The organism is Reyranella soli (assembly GCF_007992495.1).
GTDB classification, from domain to species: Bacteria; Pseudomonadota; Alphaproteobacteria; order Reyranellales; family Reyranellaceae; genus Reyranella; species Reyranella soli.
In genome coordinates this window covers 22985-38413 of record NZ_BKAJ01000023.1, presented here as the reverse complement: position 1 = coordinate 38413, position 15429 = coordinate 22985, and the positions used below count along the sequence as shown (strand labels likewise).

The window sequence follows — 15429 nt, the reverse complement described above, 5'->3', positions numbered from 1 at the left end:
GCGCTCCCAGAAGACGCGCCACCGGAGTGACGCGCGCCAGCGATCAGCCTTCGGTGCGCCGTCCCGTTTCGAACAGGAACCACACGCGCTGCTCGGTCTCGTCGACCCAGTTCTCGATCAGGCTGGCCGTCGCGATGTCGCCGTGCTCGTCGGCGACCTCGTGCAGGATGCGCATGTGCTTGAGCAGTTCCTTGTTGTCGTCGCGCAGCTCGGCCAGCATGTCGGCCGGCGTCACGTACTCGGCGTCGTTGTCGAGCACGCGCTGCAGGCGCTTGATGTGGCCGACCGAACGGATGGTCGTGGCGCCGAGCTTGCGCACGCGCTCGGCGATGACGTCGGTCATGGCGTCGATCTGGGTCGCCTGGTCGTCGAGCAGCAGATGGTAGTCGCGGAAATGCGGGCCCGAGACGTGCCAGTGGAAGTTCTTGGTCTTGAAGTAGAGCGCAATGACGTCGGCCAGCAGGATGTTGAGCCCACCTGCCACTTCCTTGCTGGCGTTGGCGCCGAGGTCGTTGGGCGTGGCGAGATTGGCGGTGCGGCGGGATTTGGCGTCCTTGGCCATGAGTACAGATCTCCTGAAGGCTGACTGTCGATGGGCAATCTAGCCGGTTTTCCCGGGCGGTGAACAGTTGCCCGAAAGTATAGTCAGAGGCCGGCGCAGACCGGCTGCTCGACGCGGAACACGCTGTACTGGCCGAAGCGCTGCTTATAGGCCTCGACGATCTCCACGACCTTGGCCTTGTGTGCCGGCGCATCGAAGACGATCACGACTAGGCGCTTGCTGCGCTCGCGCACGATGCGGCCTGTCGGCTCGCGGTACTGGCCCGCCGAATCGAAGACGCTCAGCCCGTCGGGAAAGCGCGACGTCACGACCTCGTTGAGGAAGGCCCCCCACTCCGCATCCGTCACCTCGCCGCCGGCCGGCTTGTCGCGACCGAAGTAGAGATCGATCGCGACGGCAGGTTTCAGCGGAGCGGTGCAAACCGGCGGCGCGCCTGGCTGGGCGCAGGCACCGACAGCCAGTGCCAACAGCAGCAGCGCTCGCCTCATCGGACGTCAGTTGAGATACGGCACCGCCATGCCCTTGGTCACGGCGGGCCGGGCGTTGATGATGTCGTACCAGCGCTTGACGTTGGGGAAGTCGGCGAGGTTGACGGTGTGCCATTCATGGCGCGCCGCCCACGGGAAGATCGCCATGTCGGCGATGGTGTAGTCCGAACCCGCGGCGAAGGCAGTGCCGGCGAGCTGCTTGTCGAGCACGCCATAGAGGCGCTTGGCCTCGTCGACGTAGCGCTTGATGCCGTACTCGATCTTGGTCGGCGCGGCGCGCAGGAAGTGATGGGCCTGGCCGAACATCGGGCCGACGCCGCCCATCTGCCACATCAGCCATTCCAGCGTCTTGTACTTCTGCGCCGGATCCTTCGACAGGAACTTGCCGGTCTTCTCGGCGAGGTAGATCAGGATGGCGCCCGATTCGAACAGGCTGATCGGCTTGCCGCCGGGACCGTCGGGATCGACGATCGCCGGGATGCGGTTGTTGGGACTGATCTTGAGGAACTCGGGCTTGAACTGCTCGCCCTTGGAAATGTCGATCTTGTGCACGCTATAAGGCAGCCCGCACTCCTCCAGCATTATCGAAATCTTGCGGCCGTTGGGCGTGCCCCACGTATGAAGCTCGATCATCTCCTCGTTCCCCCCTTGCAGTTAAGAAAAGCTCAGGCCCACTCGTCGTCGGACCCGCCCATGTCGCCGCCACTGTCGTCGTAGGCGGCCGAATCGTAGTCGTCATTGCGCAGGTCGTCGGGCATCGGGTTGCTGTCGGCCAGGGCCTGCTGGTTGTCCTGCGGCAACAAGGGCGCGGGCTGCGCCGCCGCCGTCTGTCCAAACGGCCCGGGATTGCTGCCCATCAGGTTGCGAATGCCTTCGAACAGCAGCGCGCCGCCGGCGACACCGGCCGCGGTTGCCATCGCCGTGCGCAGGAAACCACCGCCGCCGCCTTGCTGCGGCGCCAGCGCGGCCTGCAGCGGCGAGCGTGTCGATGGCACCGAGGGAGGCGGCGCGGCGGGTGCGGCGGGCTGGGCGCCCCACGGGCCGATCTTGGGCGCGCTGCCCAAAAAGCCGGACGCGGCTGGAGCGGCGGTGCCCGCCCGGGCCTCGAGCTCGGCGATGCGCTCCTGGGCCGCCTTCAGCGCCTGCTCCTGCACCAGCACGGTCTGCACGAGCAGGTACGGCGCGGCGGGCTGGCGGGCGATGGTATCCTTGATCAGCGCTTCAGCCTCGCTGTCGCGCGGTTGGGTTTCGAACGGCTGCAGGCGACCGAACAGGCCACTGATCAGCTCGCGTTCCTGAGATTGCATGATGGTGCCTCCTGCCCTTTCGGTTCAAAGGGCAGGGAGAACGTGGTTGTCCGCCCTCTTAGCGTCAAGGGTCGAGGGAGCCCAGCCGCAATTCCCACGGTTCGATCCGGAGATTGCGCAGGAGGCCCTTGACGACCCAGCAATCCGGCGACAAGCGCGCTTCGACCTCCTGCCTGTCCTCCGCTCGCACGACCAGCAGCACGTCGCGCGTGCCCTTGAACGGGCCGCCCAGCAGCACGAACCCTTCGGCGGCCAGCCCATTCATGAAGTCTGCATGGGCGCGCCAGTCGACCTGCTCTTCCATGGGCTTCGAATCGTCCCAGTTGGGCCCACGCGTGTTGAGCACGGCGAAGAGCGTCTTGGCCATGATGTTACACTCTCGTGAAATCCATGAACCAGTTGGTCTCCCAGTTGTTGCCTTCGTCGAGCGAGAAGGCCTGCTCCCAGCGCGCCGACTGCTCGGTGATGCGCGACCACGTGAGACGCGCGCGGATCGGCCGGCCCTTGAAGCTGTCGTCGCCATAGAAGGTGCCGACTCCCTGGACAAAGCCGCCATGGACGGGCGGGAACAGGTATCCAGGCCGGCGGCTGTCGAGCCAATAGATCGACCAGCGCGATTTGTCGGGATCCCAGGTGCGGAGACTCACGCCGATATAGGCGTCGCCCGGCAGGTTGATCTCGCCCTCGTCGATGTTGCCGAAGCCGCCCAGGATCTTGTGCGCGGCGAAGCCACCGTCGAACTCGATCCAGTCGTGGCAGGCCGCCAACCGCTGCACGAGATAGCGATGGTGGCAATTCCAGGTGCCGATCAAGAAATCGAAGTCGGCAGCGGAGCCGGAACTCGTGGCCATGGCGATCTCCTTTGATCGCGACGCTACGACTCCCCTGCTGTCAGCCTCTGTCAGCAGTCAGCGGACCACTGCTGCTGTCTGGCCGAACAGGACCTTGCGCTGCTCGTCGGTGTTGATGCCGGGCTTGGGGCGCAGGTCCAAACCGACCGCCTTGCCCTTCAAGACCGCCGGCCGCCGGCCGACCGTCTCTTCGAACCACTTCTTGAGGTTGGGGAAGTCCTCCAGCTTCTGGCCGAAGTTCTTGAAGCCCACGACCCATGGCCAGATCATCATGTCAGCAATCGAGTAGTCACCTGCGACGTAGGTTCGGTCGGCCAGCCGCTTGTTCAGCACGCCGAACAGCCGGTTGACCTCGTTGCTGTAACGGTCCTGCCCGTACTTCAGCGCCTCAGGCGGATTGAACTGCGGCGCATACATGTTGAAGTGGTTGGCCTGGCCCGCCATCGGCCCCAGCCCGCCCATCTGCCAGTTCACCCACTGCAGCACCTCGTACTTGCCGCGCAGGTCTTTCGGCAGGAACTTGCCCGCCTTCTCAGCGAGGTATTGCAGGACCGCACCCGATTCGAACACCGACACCGGCGCGCCGCCGCCCGGCGGCTCGTGATCGACGATGGCCGGCATGCGGTTGTTGGGGCTGATCTTCAGGAACTCCGGCTTGAACTGCTCGCCGGTCCCGATGTTCACGGGCACGATCTTGTAGGGCAGGCCGCATTCCTCGAGCATGATGGTGATCTTGAAGCCGTTGGGGGTCGGCCAGTAGTGCAGGTCGATCATGATGTGCGTCTCCTGAAGACGGTTCGGTTGGCCGCGAGACTAGACGATCCTCCTTGCCGACCGAAGCGGCGAACGCCTAATGACCCTATGAGGATTGAGCCGTTTCGAGTAAGCAGGGCGCTCCAACCCGGAGGAAAAGCCATGGCCGTTTCACTCTATGATCTCAGCGTCGTGAACTACCTGCAGACCCTGGGCGCCGTGGAGGGCTTCCTTGCCAAGGGCCTCAGCCACTTCCAGGGCAGCAACGCCGATCCCAATGCCGTCCTGGACGAGAAGCTCTGCGGCGACATGCTGCCGTTCAAGTTCCAGGTGTGGGCGACGGCGCATCATTCGCTGGGCGCGATCAAGGGCGTGAAGGAAGGCGTGTTCGGGCCGCCGTCACCCATTCCCGCGACCATGGACTATGCCGGGCTGCAGAAGGCCGTGACCGAAGCGCGCGAGGCGCTGCAACAGGTCAAGGCCGCCGACGTCGACGCGGTGCAAGGCAAAGACGTCACCTTCCAACTGCCGACGATGAAGATCCCGTTCACCGCCGAGGGCTTCCTGCTCTCCTTCTCGCTGCCCAACTTCTATTTCCACGCCACCACGGCCTACGACATCCTGCGACACAAGGGCGTGCCGATCGGCAAGCGCGACTTCCTCGGCCGCATGCGGATCAAGAGCTGATGGCGCAGCATATCGGCATCGTCGCCTGTTCGGCCGAGGGCGCGGCCCTCTGCTATCGCACGATCTGTGTCGAGGGTGCGACGCTGATGGGCCGACAGCATGCCCATCCCGAAGTGTCCATGCACACGCCGTCGCTCGCCGACTACGTCGTGCATCTCGATCGCAACGACTGGCCGGCCGTGGGCGAGCTGATGCTCGCCTCGGCGCACAAGCTCGCGAAGATGGGCGCCGATTTCTTGATCTGCCCGGACAACACCATCCACCAGGCATTGCCCCACGTGCTGCCGAAGTCGCCTTTGCCCTGGCTGCACATCGCCGAGGTCGCGGCGCAGCATGCCGTCGAGCGCGGCTATCGCCGCATCGGCATCACCGGCACCAAGTGGCTGGTCGACAGCGAGGTCTATCCGGAGAAGTTCGCGGCGCGAGGCCTGCAGTACGTCAAGCCGAGCGCGGCCGAGCGAGACGAGTGCAACCGCATCATCATGGACGAGCTGGTGTGCAGCCAGTTCACGCCGGCGGGCATCGCCTACTTCCAGCAGGTCATCGCGCGCATGAAGGACCAGGGCTGCGATGCCGTGGTGCTGGGCTGCACCGAGATCCCGCTGATCATCAACGACAGAAACTCGCCCCTGCCGACGCTCGATTCGACCCGCCTGCTGGCGCGGGCAGCGCTCAAGCGCGCAGTCGAGAGTCGGGCAAAGGCGGCTTAGCCGAACTTCTCATTCTCTTCCGGACCGCGAGCCTCCGGCTCGCGGTCCGGAAGACCATGAGCGCCACGGAGTGGCGCGCTCCCGGCAATGAACTATGCGGGCTGCAGCCCGGCCGCAACGGCGTCGTCGACCTTCTCCAGCCAGACGAACTCGAGCTTGTTGCGCACTTCCTCGGGGATGTCGTCGTAGTCGCGCCTGTTGCGGGCCGGCAGCATCACGCGGGTGATGCCGGCGGCCGCGGCGGCCACGACCTTCTCCTTGATGCCGCCGACCGGCAGCACCAGGCCGCGCAGGCTGATCTCGCCCGTCATCGCCGTGTCGCTGCGGATCACGCGCCCGGTGAACAGCGAAGTGAGCGCCATGAACATGGCCACACCCGCGCTCGGCCCGTCCTTGGGCGTGGCGCCGGCCGGCACGTGGACGTGGATGTCACTCTTCTCGATCAGGCTCTGGTCGATCTTGAGCGACGCCGCCATGTTCTTCACCACACTGTAGGCAGCCTGAGCGCTCTCGCGCATGACCTCGCCCAACTGTCCGGTCAGCTGCAGCCTGCCGCTGCCCGGCGTGCGCGTCGCTTCGATGAACAGGATGTCGCCGCCCACAGGCGTCCAGGCGAGCCCCGTGGCCACGCCCGGCACGCTCGAGCGCATGGCGACCTCGTTCTCGAAACGCACCGGCCCCAGGATCTTTTCGAGGTCGGCAACGCCGATATGCCTCTTGCTGGCAGTGCCCTCGGCGAACTCGACCGCCACCGACCGCAGCACGCGGCCGATCTCGCGCTCGAGACTGCGCACGCCCGCCTCACGCGTGTAGCTGTCGATGATGCCACGAAGCGCCGCGTCATCGATCTCGACCTGCTCTGCCTTCAGGCCGTTGGCCTCGAGCTGGCGGCGTACCAGGTAGCGTTTGGCGATCTCGAGCTTCTCGCCCGACGTGTAGCCGGTGAGCGCGATGATCTCCATGCGGTCGCGCAGCGGCCCCTGGATGGTCTCGAGCATGTTAGCCGTGGTGATGAACACGACGCGGCTCAAGTCGAACGGCACGTCGAGATAGTTGTCGCGGAACGTCGAATTCTGCTCGGGATCGAGCACCTCCAGCAGCGCCGCCGACGGATCGCCGTGCATGCCGGTGCCCATCTTGTCGATCTCGTCCAGCATCATCACGCAGTCGCGTGCGCCGACCTTGCGAATCGCCTGGATGACGTTGCCCGGCATGGCGCCGATATAGGTCCGGCGATGGCCGCGGATCTCGGCCTCGTCATGCAGGCCGCCCAGGCTGATGCGCGTGAACTTGCGGCCCATGGCGCGGGCGATCGACTGGCCGAGCGAGGTCTTGCCGACGCCGGGCGGGCCGACGAAGCACAGGATCGGCGCCTTGCCGTCGGGCGCCAGCTTGCGCACCGCGAGATACTCGATGATGCGCTTCTTGATCTTCTCCAGGCCGTAGTGATCGGCGTCGAGGACGCGGCGCGCCTCGGCGATGTCGATATCCTTGGGCTCGGGTGGCGCCCACGGCAGCTCGATCAGCGTGTCCAGGTAAGTCCGGATCATGCTGTACTCGGCGGCAGCCTCGGGCGTGCGCTGCAGGCGGCGCAGCTCCTTCTTCGCGACCTGCTCGACCTCGGTTGGCATCTTGGCCGCTGCGATCGTCTTCTCGAGGTCGGCCAGCTCCTGCTTGTTGGAGCCCTCGTCCCCCAGCTCCTTCTGGATGGCGGCCATCTGCTCGCGCAGCAGCACTTCGCGCTGGCGCGAATCGAGCGATTCACGGGTCTTGTTGCCGATCTCGGCCGACAGCCGCAGCACTTCCAGGCGACGCGCCAGCAGCTTGGAAACCTTGTCGAGACGCGGCACCAGGTCGAGCGTCTCCAGGATGTCCTGCTTCTCGGCCGGCGTGGCGTCGAGATAGGTGATCGCGAGGTCGGCCAGCATGCCGGGCGAGCTCGTCGCCTCGACGGTCTGGCGCAGCTCCGGCGGCACGCGCGGCAGCAGCTCCAGGATCTCGCCGACCTGGCCCTGCAGCACCAGGAAGCGCGCTTCGACCTCCGGCCCGGCCGGCGTCGGCTCGGCGAGATGCAGGCCGCGCGCCATCAGGAAGGGCTGGCCATCGACGAACTCGGTGATGCGGAAGCGCTGCACGCCCTGGCAGATCACCATGTGATTGCCGTCCGGCGTGGTGACGTAGCGCACGATGTTGGTGACCGTGCCGACGCGGTAGAGGTCGTCGGCCTTGGGGTCGTCCTTCTCGGCCTCGCGCTGCAGCACGATCAGGATCTGGCGCTGCTCGCGCACGGCCTGCTGGGCGGCGGCGATGGTCGCCGGCCGGCCGAGCGTGATCGGGAAGACGATCTCGGGGAACAGCACGGTGTTGCGCACTGGCACGACGATGAAGGCGTCGGACGGCAGCGACTGGAGGGGCTGGCCGGGCGTGCCCGGGCTCACATCGGGCGGGCTCATGGCGCGCTCCTCGGCCGAGAGGCCTTGGGCAGCCTGATCACCAGGCAGCCGTTGACGACGGCGCTCTGCGGCGCCTCATAGCGGCCGGCCGGCAGCGGAATATGCCGCTCGAAGCGGCCCTGCGGCAGCTCCAGGCGATGGATGACGGCCGTGCGCAGTTCCTGCGGCAGCACGCGCTCGCCCGCGATCGACAGCCCGCTATTGTGGATGACGATCTCGACCTTGTCGGGATCGACGCCGGGCAGCGCGACCAGGATCAGGACGGCGTCCTGGGTCTCCAGCACGTCGATCGGCGGCTCCCAGTTGACGCCGCGCCGCGAAACCTGCGGCGGAGTGAACACTTCGCGATGCAGCCGCTCCGCACGCGCCAGCATCTGCAGCGCCTCGGACCACATCCAGTTGCGGGGATCTTCGTTGGCCATTGGTCCCATATAGGAAGTGGTTTTGGGATTCGCATCCCCAGACATCACCTCATCCTGAGGAGCCGTGCGAAGCACGGCGTCTCGAAGGATGGGCTACAGCAAGACTGGTTCCCACCCTTCGAGACGCGGCCTGCGGCCGCTCCTCAGGGTGAGGCTGTTCTTTCACATCATACAAGCTCCTAGTTCCCGATCAGCGCCTGATAGACCAGATCGCGCAGCAGGTAGCGGTAGCGCAGCCGCGCCACCGGCGACTGCATCATGAACACCACGTACATCCGCTCCCGCGGATCGTGCCAGAAATAGGTGCCATAGGCGCCCCCCCAGTAGTAGTCGCCGGGCGAGCCGGGCAGCGGATTGCGGCCCTGGTCGGTACGCACGGCGAAGCCCAGTCCGAAGCCCTGCCCCATGCGCGCGGAGGGCTCGAGCGCCTCGAAGGCCTGCATGCCGGCGCCCATCTTGATATCGGGCGGCAGGGCATCGGCCGTCATCAGGTCGATGCTCTTGCGCGACAGCAGCCGCACGCCGTCGAGCTGGCCGCCGTTGGCGAACATCTGCAGGAAGCGGGCGTAGTCGGCCGCCGTCGACACCATGCCGCCGCCGCCCGACCGCCAGGTGAACTTCTCGGTGACGTCGGGGATCGAGGGCAGCTCGTTCTTGGGCCCCTCCTTCATCGGCTTGGCGCCGCGCACCTTCTTGTCGGCCGCGACCTCGAAGCCGGTGTCACCCATCTTGAGCGGCTTGGTGATGCGCTCCTCGATGAACTTGTCGAGCGGCATGCCTGACGCGACCTCGACGACACGGCCCAGCACGTCGGTCGACATGGAATATTCCCAGGTCGTGCCAGGCTGATAGACCAGCGACAGCTTGGCGAGCTTGTCGGCCATCTCGGCAGTGGTCTGGTTGCGGTCGTTCACGTTCAAGTCGAGATAGGACTGCTTCAGCCGGTTGGCGCCCGGCACGCCGTAGGTCAGGCCCGAGGTGTGGCGCAGCAGGTCCTGCACGGTCATCGGCCGGGTCTGCGGCTCCAATTCATACTCGACCGTGCCGTCCTCCTTCTTCTTCTCGACCGCGACCTTGGTGTCGGCGAAGGCCGGGATATAGCGCGATACCGGGTCGGCCAGCGTGAGCTTGCCCTCCTCCATCAGCATCATGGTGGCGACGCTGACGATCGGCTTGGTCATCGAGGCGATGCGGAAGATGGTGTCGTTGGTCATCGGCACCTTGGCGTCCCTGTCTCGGAAGCCGAAGGAATCGAACATCACCAGCTTGCCATTGCGCGCGATCAGCACGACGGCGCCCGGCAGCTCGTTGTTCTTCACGCCCTCCTCGATGCGGTCCGACAGGTGCTTCAGCCGCGTCGCGACGAAGCCCACCTCCTCGGGCGACTGCGCCTTGGGAATACCCTGAGCGGCAGCATGCAGGCCGACGGACGCCGCTAGTGCTGCGACAGCGATCACACGAACCAAGGACATCGCATCTCTCCTCCCGAATTTGGCGTCCATCAAAGCAAAAGCCCTCGCCCTGCGCGAGAGTGCTCGCTTCACACAGCGAGAAGGCGTTCGACCAACCACACCGCGCCCACCACGGCCACGATCACCGACAGGATCTGCGGCAGACGCGGCAGGCGGCCGGGGCGCGACGCCCAAACGAGCGGCGGCATGACCACGACGACGAAGGCGAGCTGGCCCAGCTCGACGCCGATGTTGAAGCCGATCAGCGCCCGCACCAGGGCGTCGCGCGGCAGGCCGAGCTCGGCGAGCGCCGAGGCGAAGCCCAGGCCATGGACCAGCCCGAAGACGGCGGCGATCAGCCAACGCCGCCCTACCCCGGCGGGAGCCACGAGGTTCTCCACGGCGACCCAGACGATCGAAGCGGCGATCAGCGGCTCGACGATCGACGACGGCACCTCGACCAGGCCAAGTGCGGCCAGGCTCAGGGTGATGCTGTGGGCCACCGTGAAGGCGGTGACGATCTTCACCGTCTGCCAAAGGCTCGTGGAGAGCGCCAGCAGGGCCAGCAGGAACAGCAGATGGTCGACGCCGCCGATGATGTGCTCGACACCTAGGCCGAGGTAGAAGACGAACTTGCCGGTCGACCTGGCCTCGGGCGATGCACCGCTTGCGATGACGACGCTTGCCGAGCGCTGCCCCTTCTCGAAAATCACCTGCTTGGCGCCGCCCGGCCATTGGATGTCGGCGATCGTGTGATGGTCGACGCCGAGCAAGGCGTCGATGCCGTCGCGGATCGCGAGCGTGCGTATCGGCGCCGCACAGGCGTAGAGCACGACGATCTCGATATTGGCGCGCCCGGCCGACGGCTGCCTCGTCTCCGCCGGAACGCCGGAGCAGGCCGCACCATCGGCTTCGATCGCGACGTGCCGCGCCACCGCGGCCGCGAATTCACGCAGGTCCCGCGTGGAATCGCCCAGCCCCTCGCCGGGCAACGAAAGCGCGTAGCGCACCGACTGCCCGGTAATCGACACGGTGGCATAGCCGGTCGTCCCTCCCAGGTGCGCGACGGCGACACCGACGGCGAGCATCGCGACCGTTGCAGCGACCAGGGCGCCGAGCCACCTCATTTCGGCTTCACGCCCTCAAGCGCCGCCAACCACTCGGCGCCAATGAAGCGCGACATCAGGTAGACCTTGGGATCGCCATCGATCCGCATGTACTGCAGGAAACCTTCCGGATTGAGGGCACCGAAGCGCACCGCCAGCGGGCGCCCGCCCGCTCCGGCGAGCGTTGCCATCACGACCGGCTCGTCGAGACCAAACGGACGTGTGTCGACGCCCGACAGCTCCTCGGGCGCGATCTCGCGGACCGGCCCCGACCGGTGCAGCATTTTGATCGCGGTATCGAGATGAGTCGCGGCAGCCCCTTCGACCGTGCCGCCGGCCTCCAGTGCCCACCCTCCGTCGCCACGGCGCGTGAGCACGAGCTCGCGTCCCCGCTGGCCGAGCGTGACCCTCTGCACCGCCTCGGGCTCGATCGGCAAAACACCCTTCGCCTCGAACTTCACGAGCTGGCGCTGCACCGGCTGGGCGCCGGTCACGACCATCGCCACCAAGTAGGCCAGCGCCAGCATCGCAAGCAGCGGCAGGGCGAGACGCCGGAGCGAGAGCGTATTCATCGCCTCATCCACCAGACCACACCGCCGATCCCGATCACCGTCAGCGGCAGCAGGATGACGATCACGATGAAGATCCAGCGGCTCTGCGCCGCCGTCAGCAGGATCATCGGCGGCACGGGAATGCGGGTGCGGACGGCGGTGCCCCGCTCCTCGTGAGCCAGCCATCGCACCGCCGCCACCATCAGGTCGCTGTTCGACATGTACGGCAGGAAGGAGTTGCTGGCGAAGTCGCCGTCGCCGATCACCACCGCCCTGAACGGCGATGTGCCCGGCGCCAGCGTCCCCTCGGCGGCGATACCCAGCACGCGCGGCCGCACGTCTGCGACCTGGGCCGCGCGAGCAGAGGCACCCTCGGTGGAGCGCGCCTCCGCGGCCGACACCGGCCGGGCATAGCTGTCGCGGCTGCTCTGCAGGATCGGCGTCACCTCCACGCCCGGCGCCGGCTTCGTCAACGTCAGTGGCCGGATGCCGGGGAAGAAGGTCAGCGACAGCGTGCGGGTGATCGGATGCTGATCGTAGCCCGTCACCGCCACCATCTCGGCATCGCGGTGATAGTGGCTCAGCGGATCGACGACCACCTGCTGCTCGAGCTGGACCCCGAGGTCCGACAGCAGCTTCGCAAGGCCCGCCTCCGGCACGAAGCCGAGGTCGAGCATGAACAGCGCGCTGCCACCGCCGGCGAGATAGGACTGAAGCGCGGCACTTTCCGCCGGCAGGAACGTCGTGCGCGGGTTGGCCACCAGGACGATCGTACAATCGCTCGGCACCGCGCCGCTCGTCGCCAGGACGAGCTTCCGGGTGACATAACCCTGTGCTTCCAGGACCCGGCGCAGGCGTCCGACGCCGTGGCCGGCCGTCTCGATGACCTGGGAGGACGCTTCGCCGTGGCTGTGGTCGGACACGCCCTCGAGATGCGTGTGGAACTCGAAGCCGTCCATCGAGAACTCGCCATGACCTTCGAGGAAGCAGACGGTGAGCGAACGTGTGCGCAGCACGCGCTGGATGCCGATGGCGATCTCGGCCTCGTCGGTGCCCTGGATCAGGACGCGCCGACCGGCTGCCTCGACGATCGCGGCGTTGTACAGCCGCACGCCCTCGCGACGAGCCAGCTCCGGCTGCTTGTCGGGATCGACGGTGAGAACGGTGAGCATCGGATTGCGCCGGCCCATCACCTCCAGGATGTTGCGCGCGCGCTGCCCGACGGGATCATCGGAACGGTAGAAATAGGTGATGTTGACCGGTGTCCGAAGCTCGTCGACTACCGCCATTGCCGTGGCCGACGGCGTGTAGACCTTCTCCCGGGTGACGTCGATGTGGGTGTCGTTGAGATGGAGCGCGACATTGGCCAGCACCCAGACGCCGAGCGCGGCCAGGACGCAGCCTGCCGCATAGAGCCTCGATCCAATGGCCCCCAGGCCCGTCGCGAGCGGCAGCCGCACGCCGGCCGCAAAGAGCATCATTACGGCGACAATCCAGCCCGCCGCCCACATCAGCGCATGGAGCTCGACGGCATGCCCGTGATGCATCGCTCAGCGCCGCGCCAGGGCCCGGACCGTCAGGAACAGGCCGAGCAGGATGACTGAAAGGAAAAAGCCGACGTCGGACAGATACATCGCACCGACGGCGAAGGGCGTGAAATGGGCCAGCAGCGAGAGGCCGAGCACCCAATTCTCGAAAGGCTGCGGCAGCAGCGACGCCAGCGTGTCGATCGCCCAGAGAATGCCGAACAGTCCGAGGGACACGACGGCGGCAACGATCTGGTTGGCGGTCAGCGCCGAAATCATCAAGCCGATCGAGACCAGGGCCGCGCCCAGCATCACGAGTCCGGCGTAGCCGCTGTAGATCGGCCCCCAATCCGGATCGCCGTAGGTCGCCAGCACCGCGGCATAGACCAGCGTCAGGCTGGTCATCGCCAGCAGCACCGCCATGCAGGCGATGAACTTCGCGACGACGATGTCGACCTCGCGCAAGGGCGCCGTCAGCAGAAGCTGGAGCGTGCCGCTGCGCCGCTCCTCGGCGAACTGGCGCATGGTGATGAGCGGCACCAGCAGGATCAGCTGGACGGCCGACTGGAAGAAGATGTGCACCAGGGTCGCCTGCTTGGCGACGATCAGCGAGACCGTGAAGGTGTAGCCGCTCAGCACGACGAACACGGCAATCACCGCATAGGCGATCGGTGAGGTGAAGAGCGTGCGGACCTCCTTGCCCACCAGCGTCGCCACCTGGCTTCCCATTGGGCTTCCCATTGAGCTCATTGCATCGCCTTTGCCTGCGTAAGCTCCAGGAACAGCGCCTCCAGCGGTGACGGCACCGGCGCCGCCAGCGTCTCATGGGCGATCTGCTCGACGGTCAGCAGTCGTCCGTCGAGCAGGATCGCCGCGCGGTCGGCCGTGCGCTCGATCTCGGCCAGGATGTGGGACGTCACCAGCACCGCGCAGTCCTGTGCGAGGTGCCGGAGCAGTCCGCGCAATTCAATGATCTGCCGGGGATCGAGGCCGTTGCTCGGCTCGTCGAGCACCAGCAGCTCCGGCTTGTGCAGGACGGCCTGGGCGAGAGACACGCGCTGCCGGTAACCGCGCGACAGCCGCTCGATGATGGTTTTACGCACGCTGCCCAGCGCCAGCCGCTCGACAGCTGCATCGATGGCGCGGTCCAGGGCGCCGCCCGTTATCCCCCGCAGCCGCCCCATGAACGAGAGGTACTCGACCACGCGCATGTGACCGTAGAGCGGAGAATCCTCGGGCACATAGCCAATGCGCTCGCGGGCCGCCCGCGCGGCCCGCACGACGTCGATGCCGGCAACCCGGATTGTCCCGGAGCTGGGGTAAAGATAGCCGGTGACGAGCCTCAGGATGGTGCTTTTGCCGGAGCCGTTCGGCCCAAGCAGGCCGAAGACCTCGCGCTCTCGCACCTCGAAGGAAACGGCATCCACCGCCAATCGGGCGCCAAAGCGCTTGCTCAGCCGGTCGAGCGAAAGGACGGCCATATGCTGATCAGGTACCCGGCACGACGGCGAAGCCCAAGCGGCCTCGCCGTTCATCAATCAAGAAGGTCTCAACCCGCCGATCAGTCGTAGAACTCGGGCGCCTTCTTCATTGCTTTGAAGGCATCCGGATCGTGCGCAGTGAAGAAGTCGGCCTTCTCGTTCGCCATCGTCATGCGGATCCATTCGAAGGCGGTGAGGAAGCCCTGCGGATTGTAGGCCAGCACGATATTCGGCGGAATGCTCTTTTCCACGTTCTCGCGCATGTAGACGTTGTCACCCGTCAGGATGATGAGGCCGGTGTTCTTGAGCCGCACCGTCATCATCTGGCTGCCGGGCGTGTGAGCGACCCAGCGCTTGATCACCAGGGCACCGTCGCCGAACAGGTCGAGGTCGCCCTCGAGCTGCAGCATCTTCTGGGCGTTCGGATAGTCGGTGTTCGGCGACCTGAGCGGCATGACGTCGCCGATCATGTAGGGGCCGCCCGTCCCCGCCTTCGGCCAGAACGCGTTCAGGATCTCGTCCCGCTGCACGACGATCGTCGAGTTCGGGAACTTGCCGACGTTGCCGCCGTGATCGAGATGCAGATGGCTCGGGACGACATACTTGATGTCGTCGGGCTTGAGCCCGATCTTCTGGAGCTGCACGTCGATCGCCACGTCCGGCGTGTTGACCGGCTTCAGGGCGTTGAACGCGGCGCCCCAGTAGCTCGGGTCCTTGATGATCTTGTCATTGTTGCCGGTATCGAAGAGCACGTTGCCCTTCGGATGCCTGATGACATAAAAGCCGACCGGGACCTGGATCGGCGGTGTGTCCGACGCGCCGTTCACCAGCGCGCCCTTGCCGATGGTCAGGGCTCCCGAACTGAAGGCATAGAGTTTGGTGTCCTGCGCCTGCGCAACAGAGAAGCTGCTGCCGATGGCGATTGCGGCGATACCTGCTAGGGCTTTGCCGAACATGCGTTCCTCCCGAAGTTGGTCGCACTGTTGTCGCGCGTCGGCGGCTCATGAGCCGCCGCATCACGGTCTTGCCACAATTAACGCCCGCGCCTTTTCCGAAGTCAATCGGAAACGCCCCCGCTTGC

At 66.2% G+C, this 15429-nt stretch carries 18 protein-coding genes; 2 read left to right on the top strand and 16 right to left on the bottom strand.

The window, feature by feature from the left end; genetic code table 11:
* Positions 1-43 precede the first annotated feature (43 nt).
* The 7 genes from RSO01_RS06700 to RSO01_RS06670 all read right to left on the bottom strand — a co-directional run bounded on the left by RSO01_RS06700 (position 44) and on the right by RSO01_RS06670 (position 3982).
* On the bottom strand, positions 44-562 hold the full coding sequence (locus RSO01_RS06700; protein ID WP_147147463.1) for a Dps family protein: 519 nt from the start codon (positions 560-562) through the stop codon (positions 44-46).
* 83 nt (positions 563-645) lie between these two features.
* The gene (locus RSO01_RS06695) at positions 646-1050 is read right to left on the bottom strand and encodes a DUF3574 domain-containing protein (RefSeq protein ID WP_147147462.1); all 405 of its coding nucleotides are present in this window, start codon (positions 1048-1050) and stop codon (positions 646-648) included.
* A 6-nt stretch (positions 1051-1056) separates the two neighbouring features.
* Positions 1057-1683 (bottom strand): glutathione S-transferase N-terminal domain-containing protein, encoded by a 627-nt coding sequence (locus RSO01_RS06690; protein WP_147147460.1) that lies wholly within the window; start codon positions 1681-1683, stop codon positions 1057-1059.
* A gap of 32 nt (positions 1684-1715) precedes the next feature.
* Positions 1716-2357, bottom strand: a complete 642-nt coding sequence (locus RSO01_RS06685) for a DUF2076 domain-containing protein (RefSeq protein WP_147147458.1) — start codon at positions 2355-2357, stop codon at positions 1716-1718.
* 64 nt (positions 2358-2421) lie between these two features.
* The gene (locus tag RSO01_RS06680) at positions 2422-2724 is read right to left on the bottom strand and encodes a YciI family protein (protein ID WP_147147456.1); all 303 of its coding nucleotides are present in this window, start codon (positions 2722-2724) and stop codon (positions 2422-2424) included.
* A 4-nt stretch (positions 2725-2728) separates the two neighbouring features.
* Positions 2729-3208, bottom strand: coding sequence for a DUF1579 domain-containing protein (locus tag RSO01_RS06675; protein ID WP_147147454.1), 480 nt, complete (start codon positions 3206-3208; stop codon positions 2729-2731).
* A 57-nt stretch (positions 3209-3265) separates the two neighbouring features.
* The gene (locus RSO01_RS06670; protein WP_147147453.1) at positions 3266-3982 is read right to left on the bottom strand and encodes a glutathione S-transferase N-terminal domain-containing protein; all 717 of its coding nucleotides are present in this window, start codon (positions 3980-3982) and stop codon (positions 3266-3268) included.
* A 141-nt stretch (positions 3983-4123) separates the two neighbouring features.
* On the opposite strand from RSO01_RS06670, the gene RSO01_RS06665 reads away from it, so the two are divergent.
* Both RSO01_RS06665 and RSO01_RS06660 read left to right on the top strand, forming a co-directional pair.
* Positions 4124-4648, top strand: coding sequence for a DUF1993 domain-containing protein (locus tag RSO01_RS06665; RefSeq protein WP_147147451.1), 525 nt, complete (start codon positions 4124-4126; stop codon positions 4646-4648).
* Complete coding sequence (locus tag RSO01_RS06660) at positions 4648-5358, top strand: aspartate/glutamate racemase family protein (protein ID WP_147147448.1); 711 nt, start codon at positions 4648-4650, stop codon at positions 5356-5358. Before RSO01_RS06665 ends, RSO01_RS06660 begins: the two co-directional genes overlap by 1 nt.
* Positions 5359-5450: 92 nt before the next feature.
* Here RSO01_RS06660 and lon read toward each other — a convergent pair whose 3' ends face one another.
* From lon to RSO01_RS06615, 9 genes are all read right to left on the bottom strand, one after another.
* The gene (gene lon / locus RSO01_RS06655) at positions 5451-7811 is read right to left on the bottom strand and encodes an endopeptidase La (RefSeq protein WP_147147446.1); all 2361 of its coding nucleotides are present in this window, start codon (positions 7809-7811) and stop codon (positions 5451-5453) included.
* Entirely contained in the window at positions 7808-8233 is a 426-nt protein-coding gene (locus RSO01_RS06650; protein WP_147147445.1) for an Hsp20/alpha crystallin family protein, read from the bottom strand. The genes lon and RSO01_RS06650 overlap by 4 nt, the downstream gene beginning before the upstream one ends.
* Positions 8234-8412: 179 nt before the next feature.
* Complete coding sequence (locus tag RSO01_RS06645) at positions 8413-9705, bottom strand: serine hydrolase domain-containing protein (RefSeq protein WP_147147443.1); 1293 nt, start codon at positions 9703-9705, stop codon at positions 8413-8415.
* Positions 9706-9773: 68 nt separating this feature from the next.
* Complete coding sequence (locus RSO01_RS06640) at positions 9774-10811, bottom strand: HupE/UreJ family protein (RefSeq protein ID WP_147147441.1); 1038 nt, start codon at positions 10809-10811, stop codon at positions 9774-9776.
* A complete protein-coding gene (locus RSO01_RS06635; RefSeq protein WP_147147439.1) occupies positions 10808-11374 on the bottom strand; it encodes a hypothetical protein in 567 nt (188 codons plus the stop codon). The genes RSO01_RS06640 and RSO01_RS06635 overlap by 4 nt, the downstream gene beginning before the upstream one ends.
* The gene (locus RSO01_RS06630) at positions 11359-12888 is read right to left on the bottom strand and encodes a GldG family protein (protein WP_147147437.1); all 1530 of its coding nucleotides are present in this window, start codon (positions 12886-12888) and stop codon (positions 11359-11361) included. Before RSO01_RS06630 ends, RSO01_RS06635 begins: the two co-directional genes overlap by 16 nt.
* Positions 12889-12891: 3 nt before the next feature.
* Positions 12892-13596: an ABC transporter permease gene (locus RSO01_RS06625; RefSeq protein ID WP_170302887.1), complete on the bottom strand. Its 705-nt coding sequence runs from the start codon at positions 13594-13596 to the stop codon at positions 12892-12894.
* A 17-nt stretch (positions 13597-13613) separates the two neighbouring features.
* A complete protein-coding gene (locus tag RSO01_RS06620; protein WP_170302886.1) occupies positions 13614-14348 on the bottom strand; it encodes an ABC transporter ATP-binding protein in 735 nt (244 codons plus the stop codon).
* An 80-nt stretch (positions 14349-14428) separates the two neighbouring features.
* Positions 14429-15304 (bottom strand): N-acyl homoserine lactonase family protein, encoded by an 876-nt coding sequence (locus tag RSO01_RS06615; protein ID WP_147147431.1) that lies wholly within the window; start codon positions 15302-15304, stop codon positions 14429-14431.
* Positions 15305-15429: the final 125 nt, after the last annotated feature.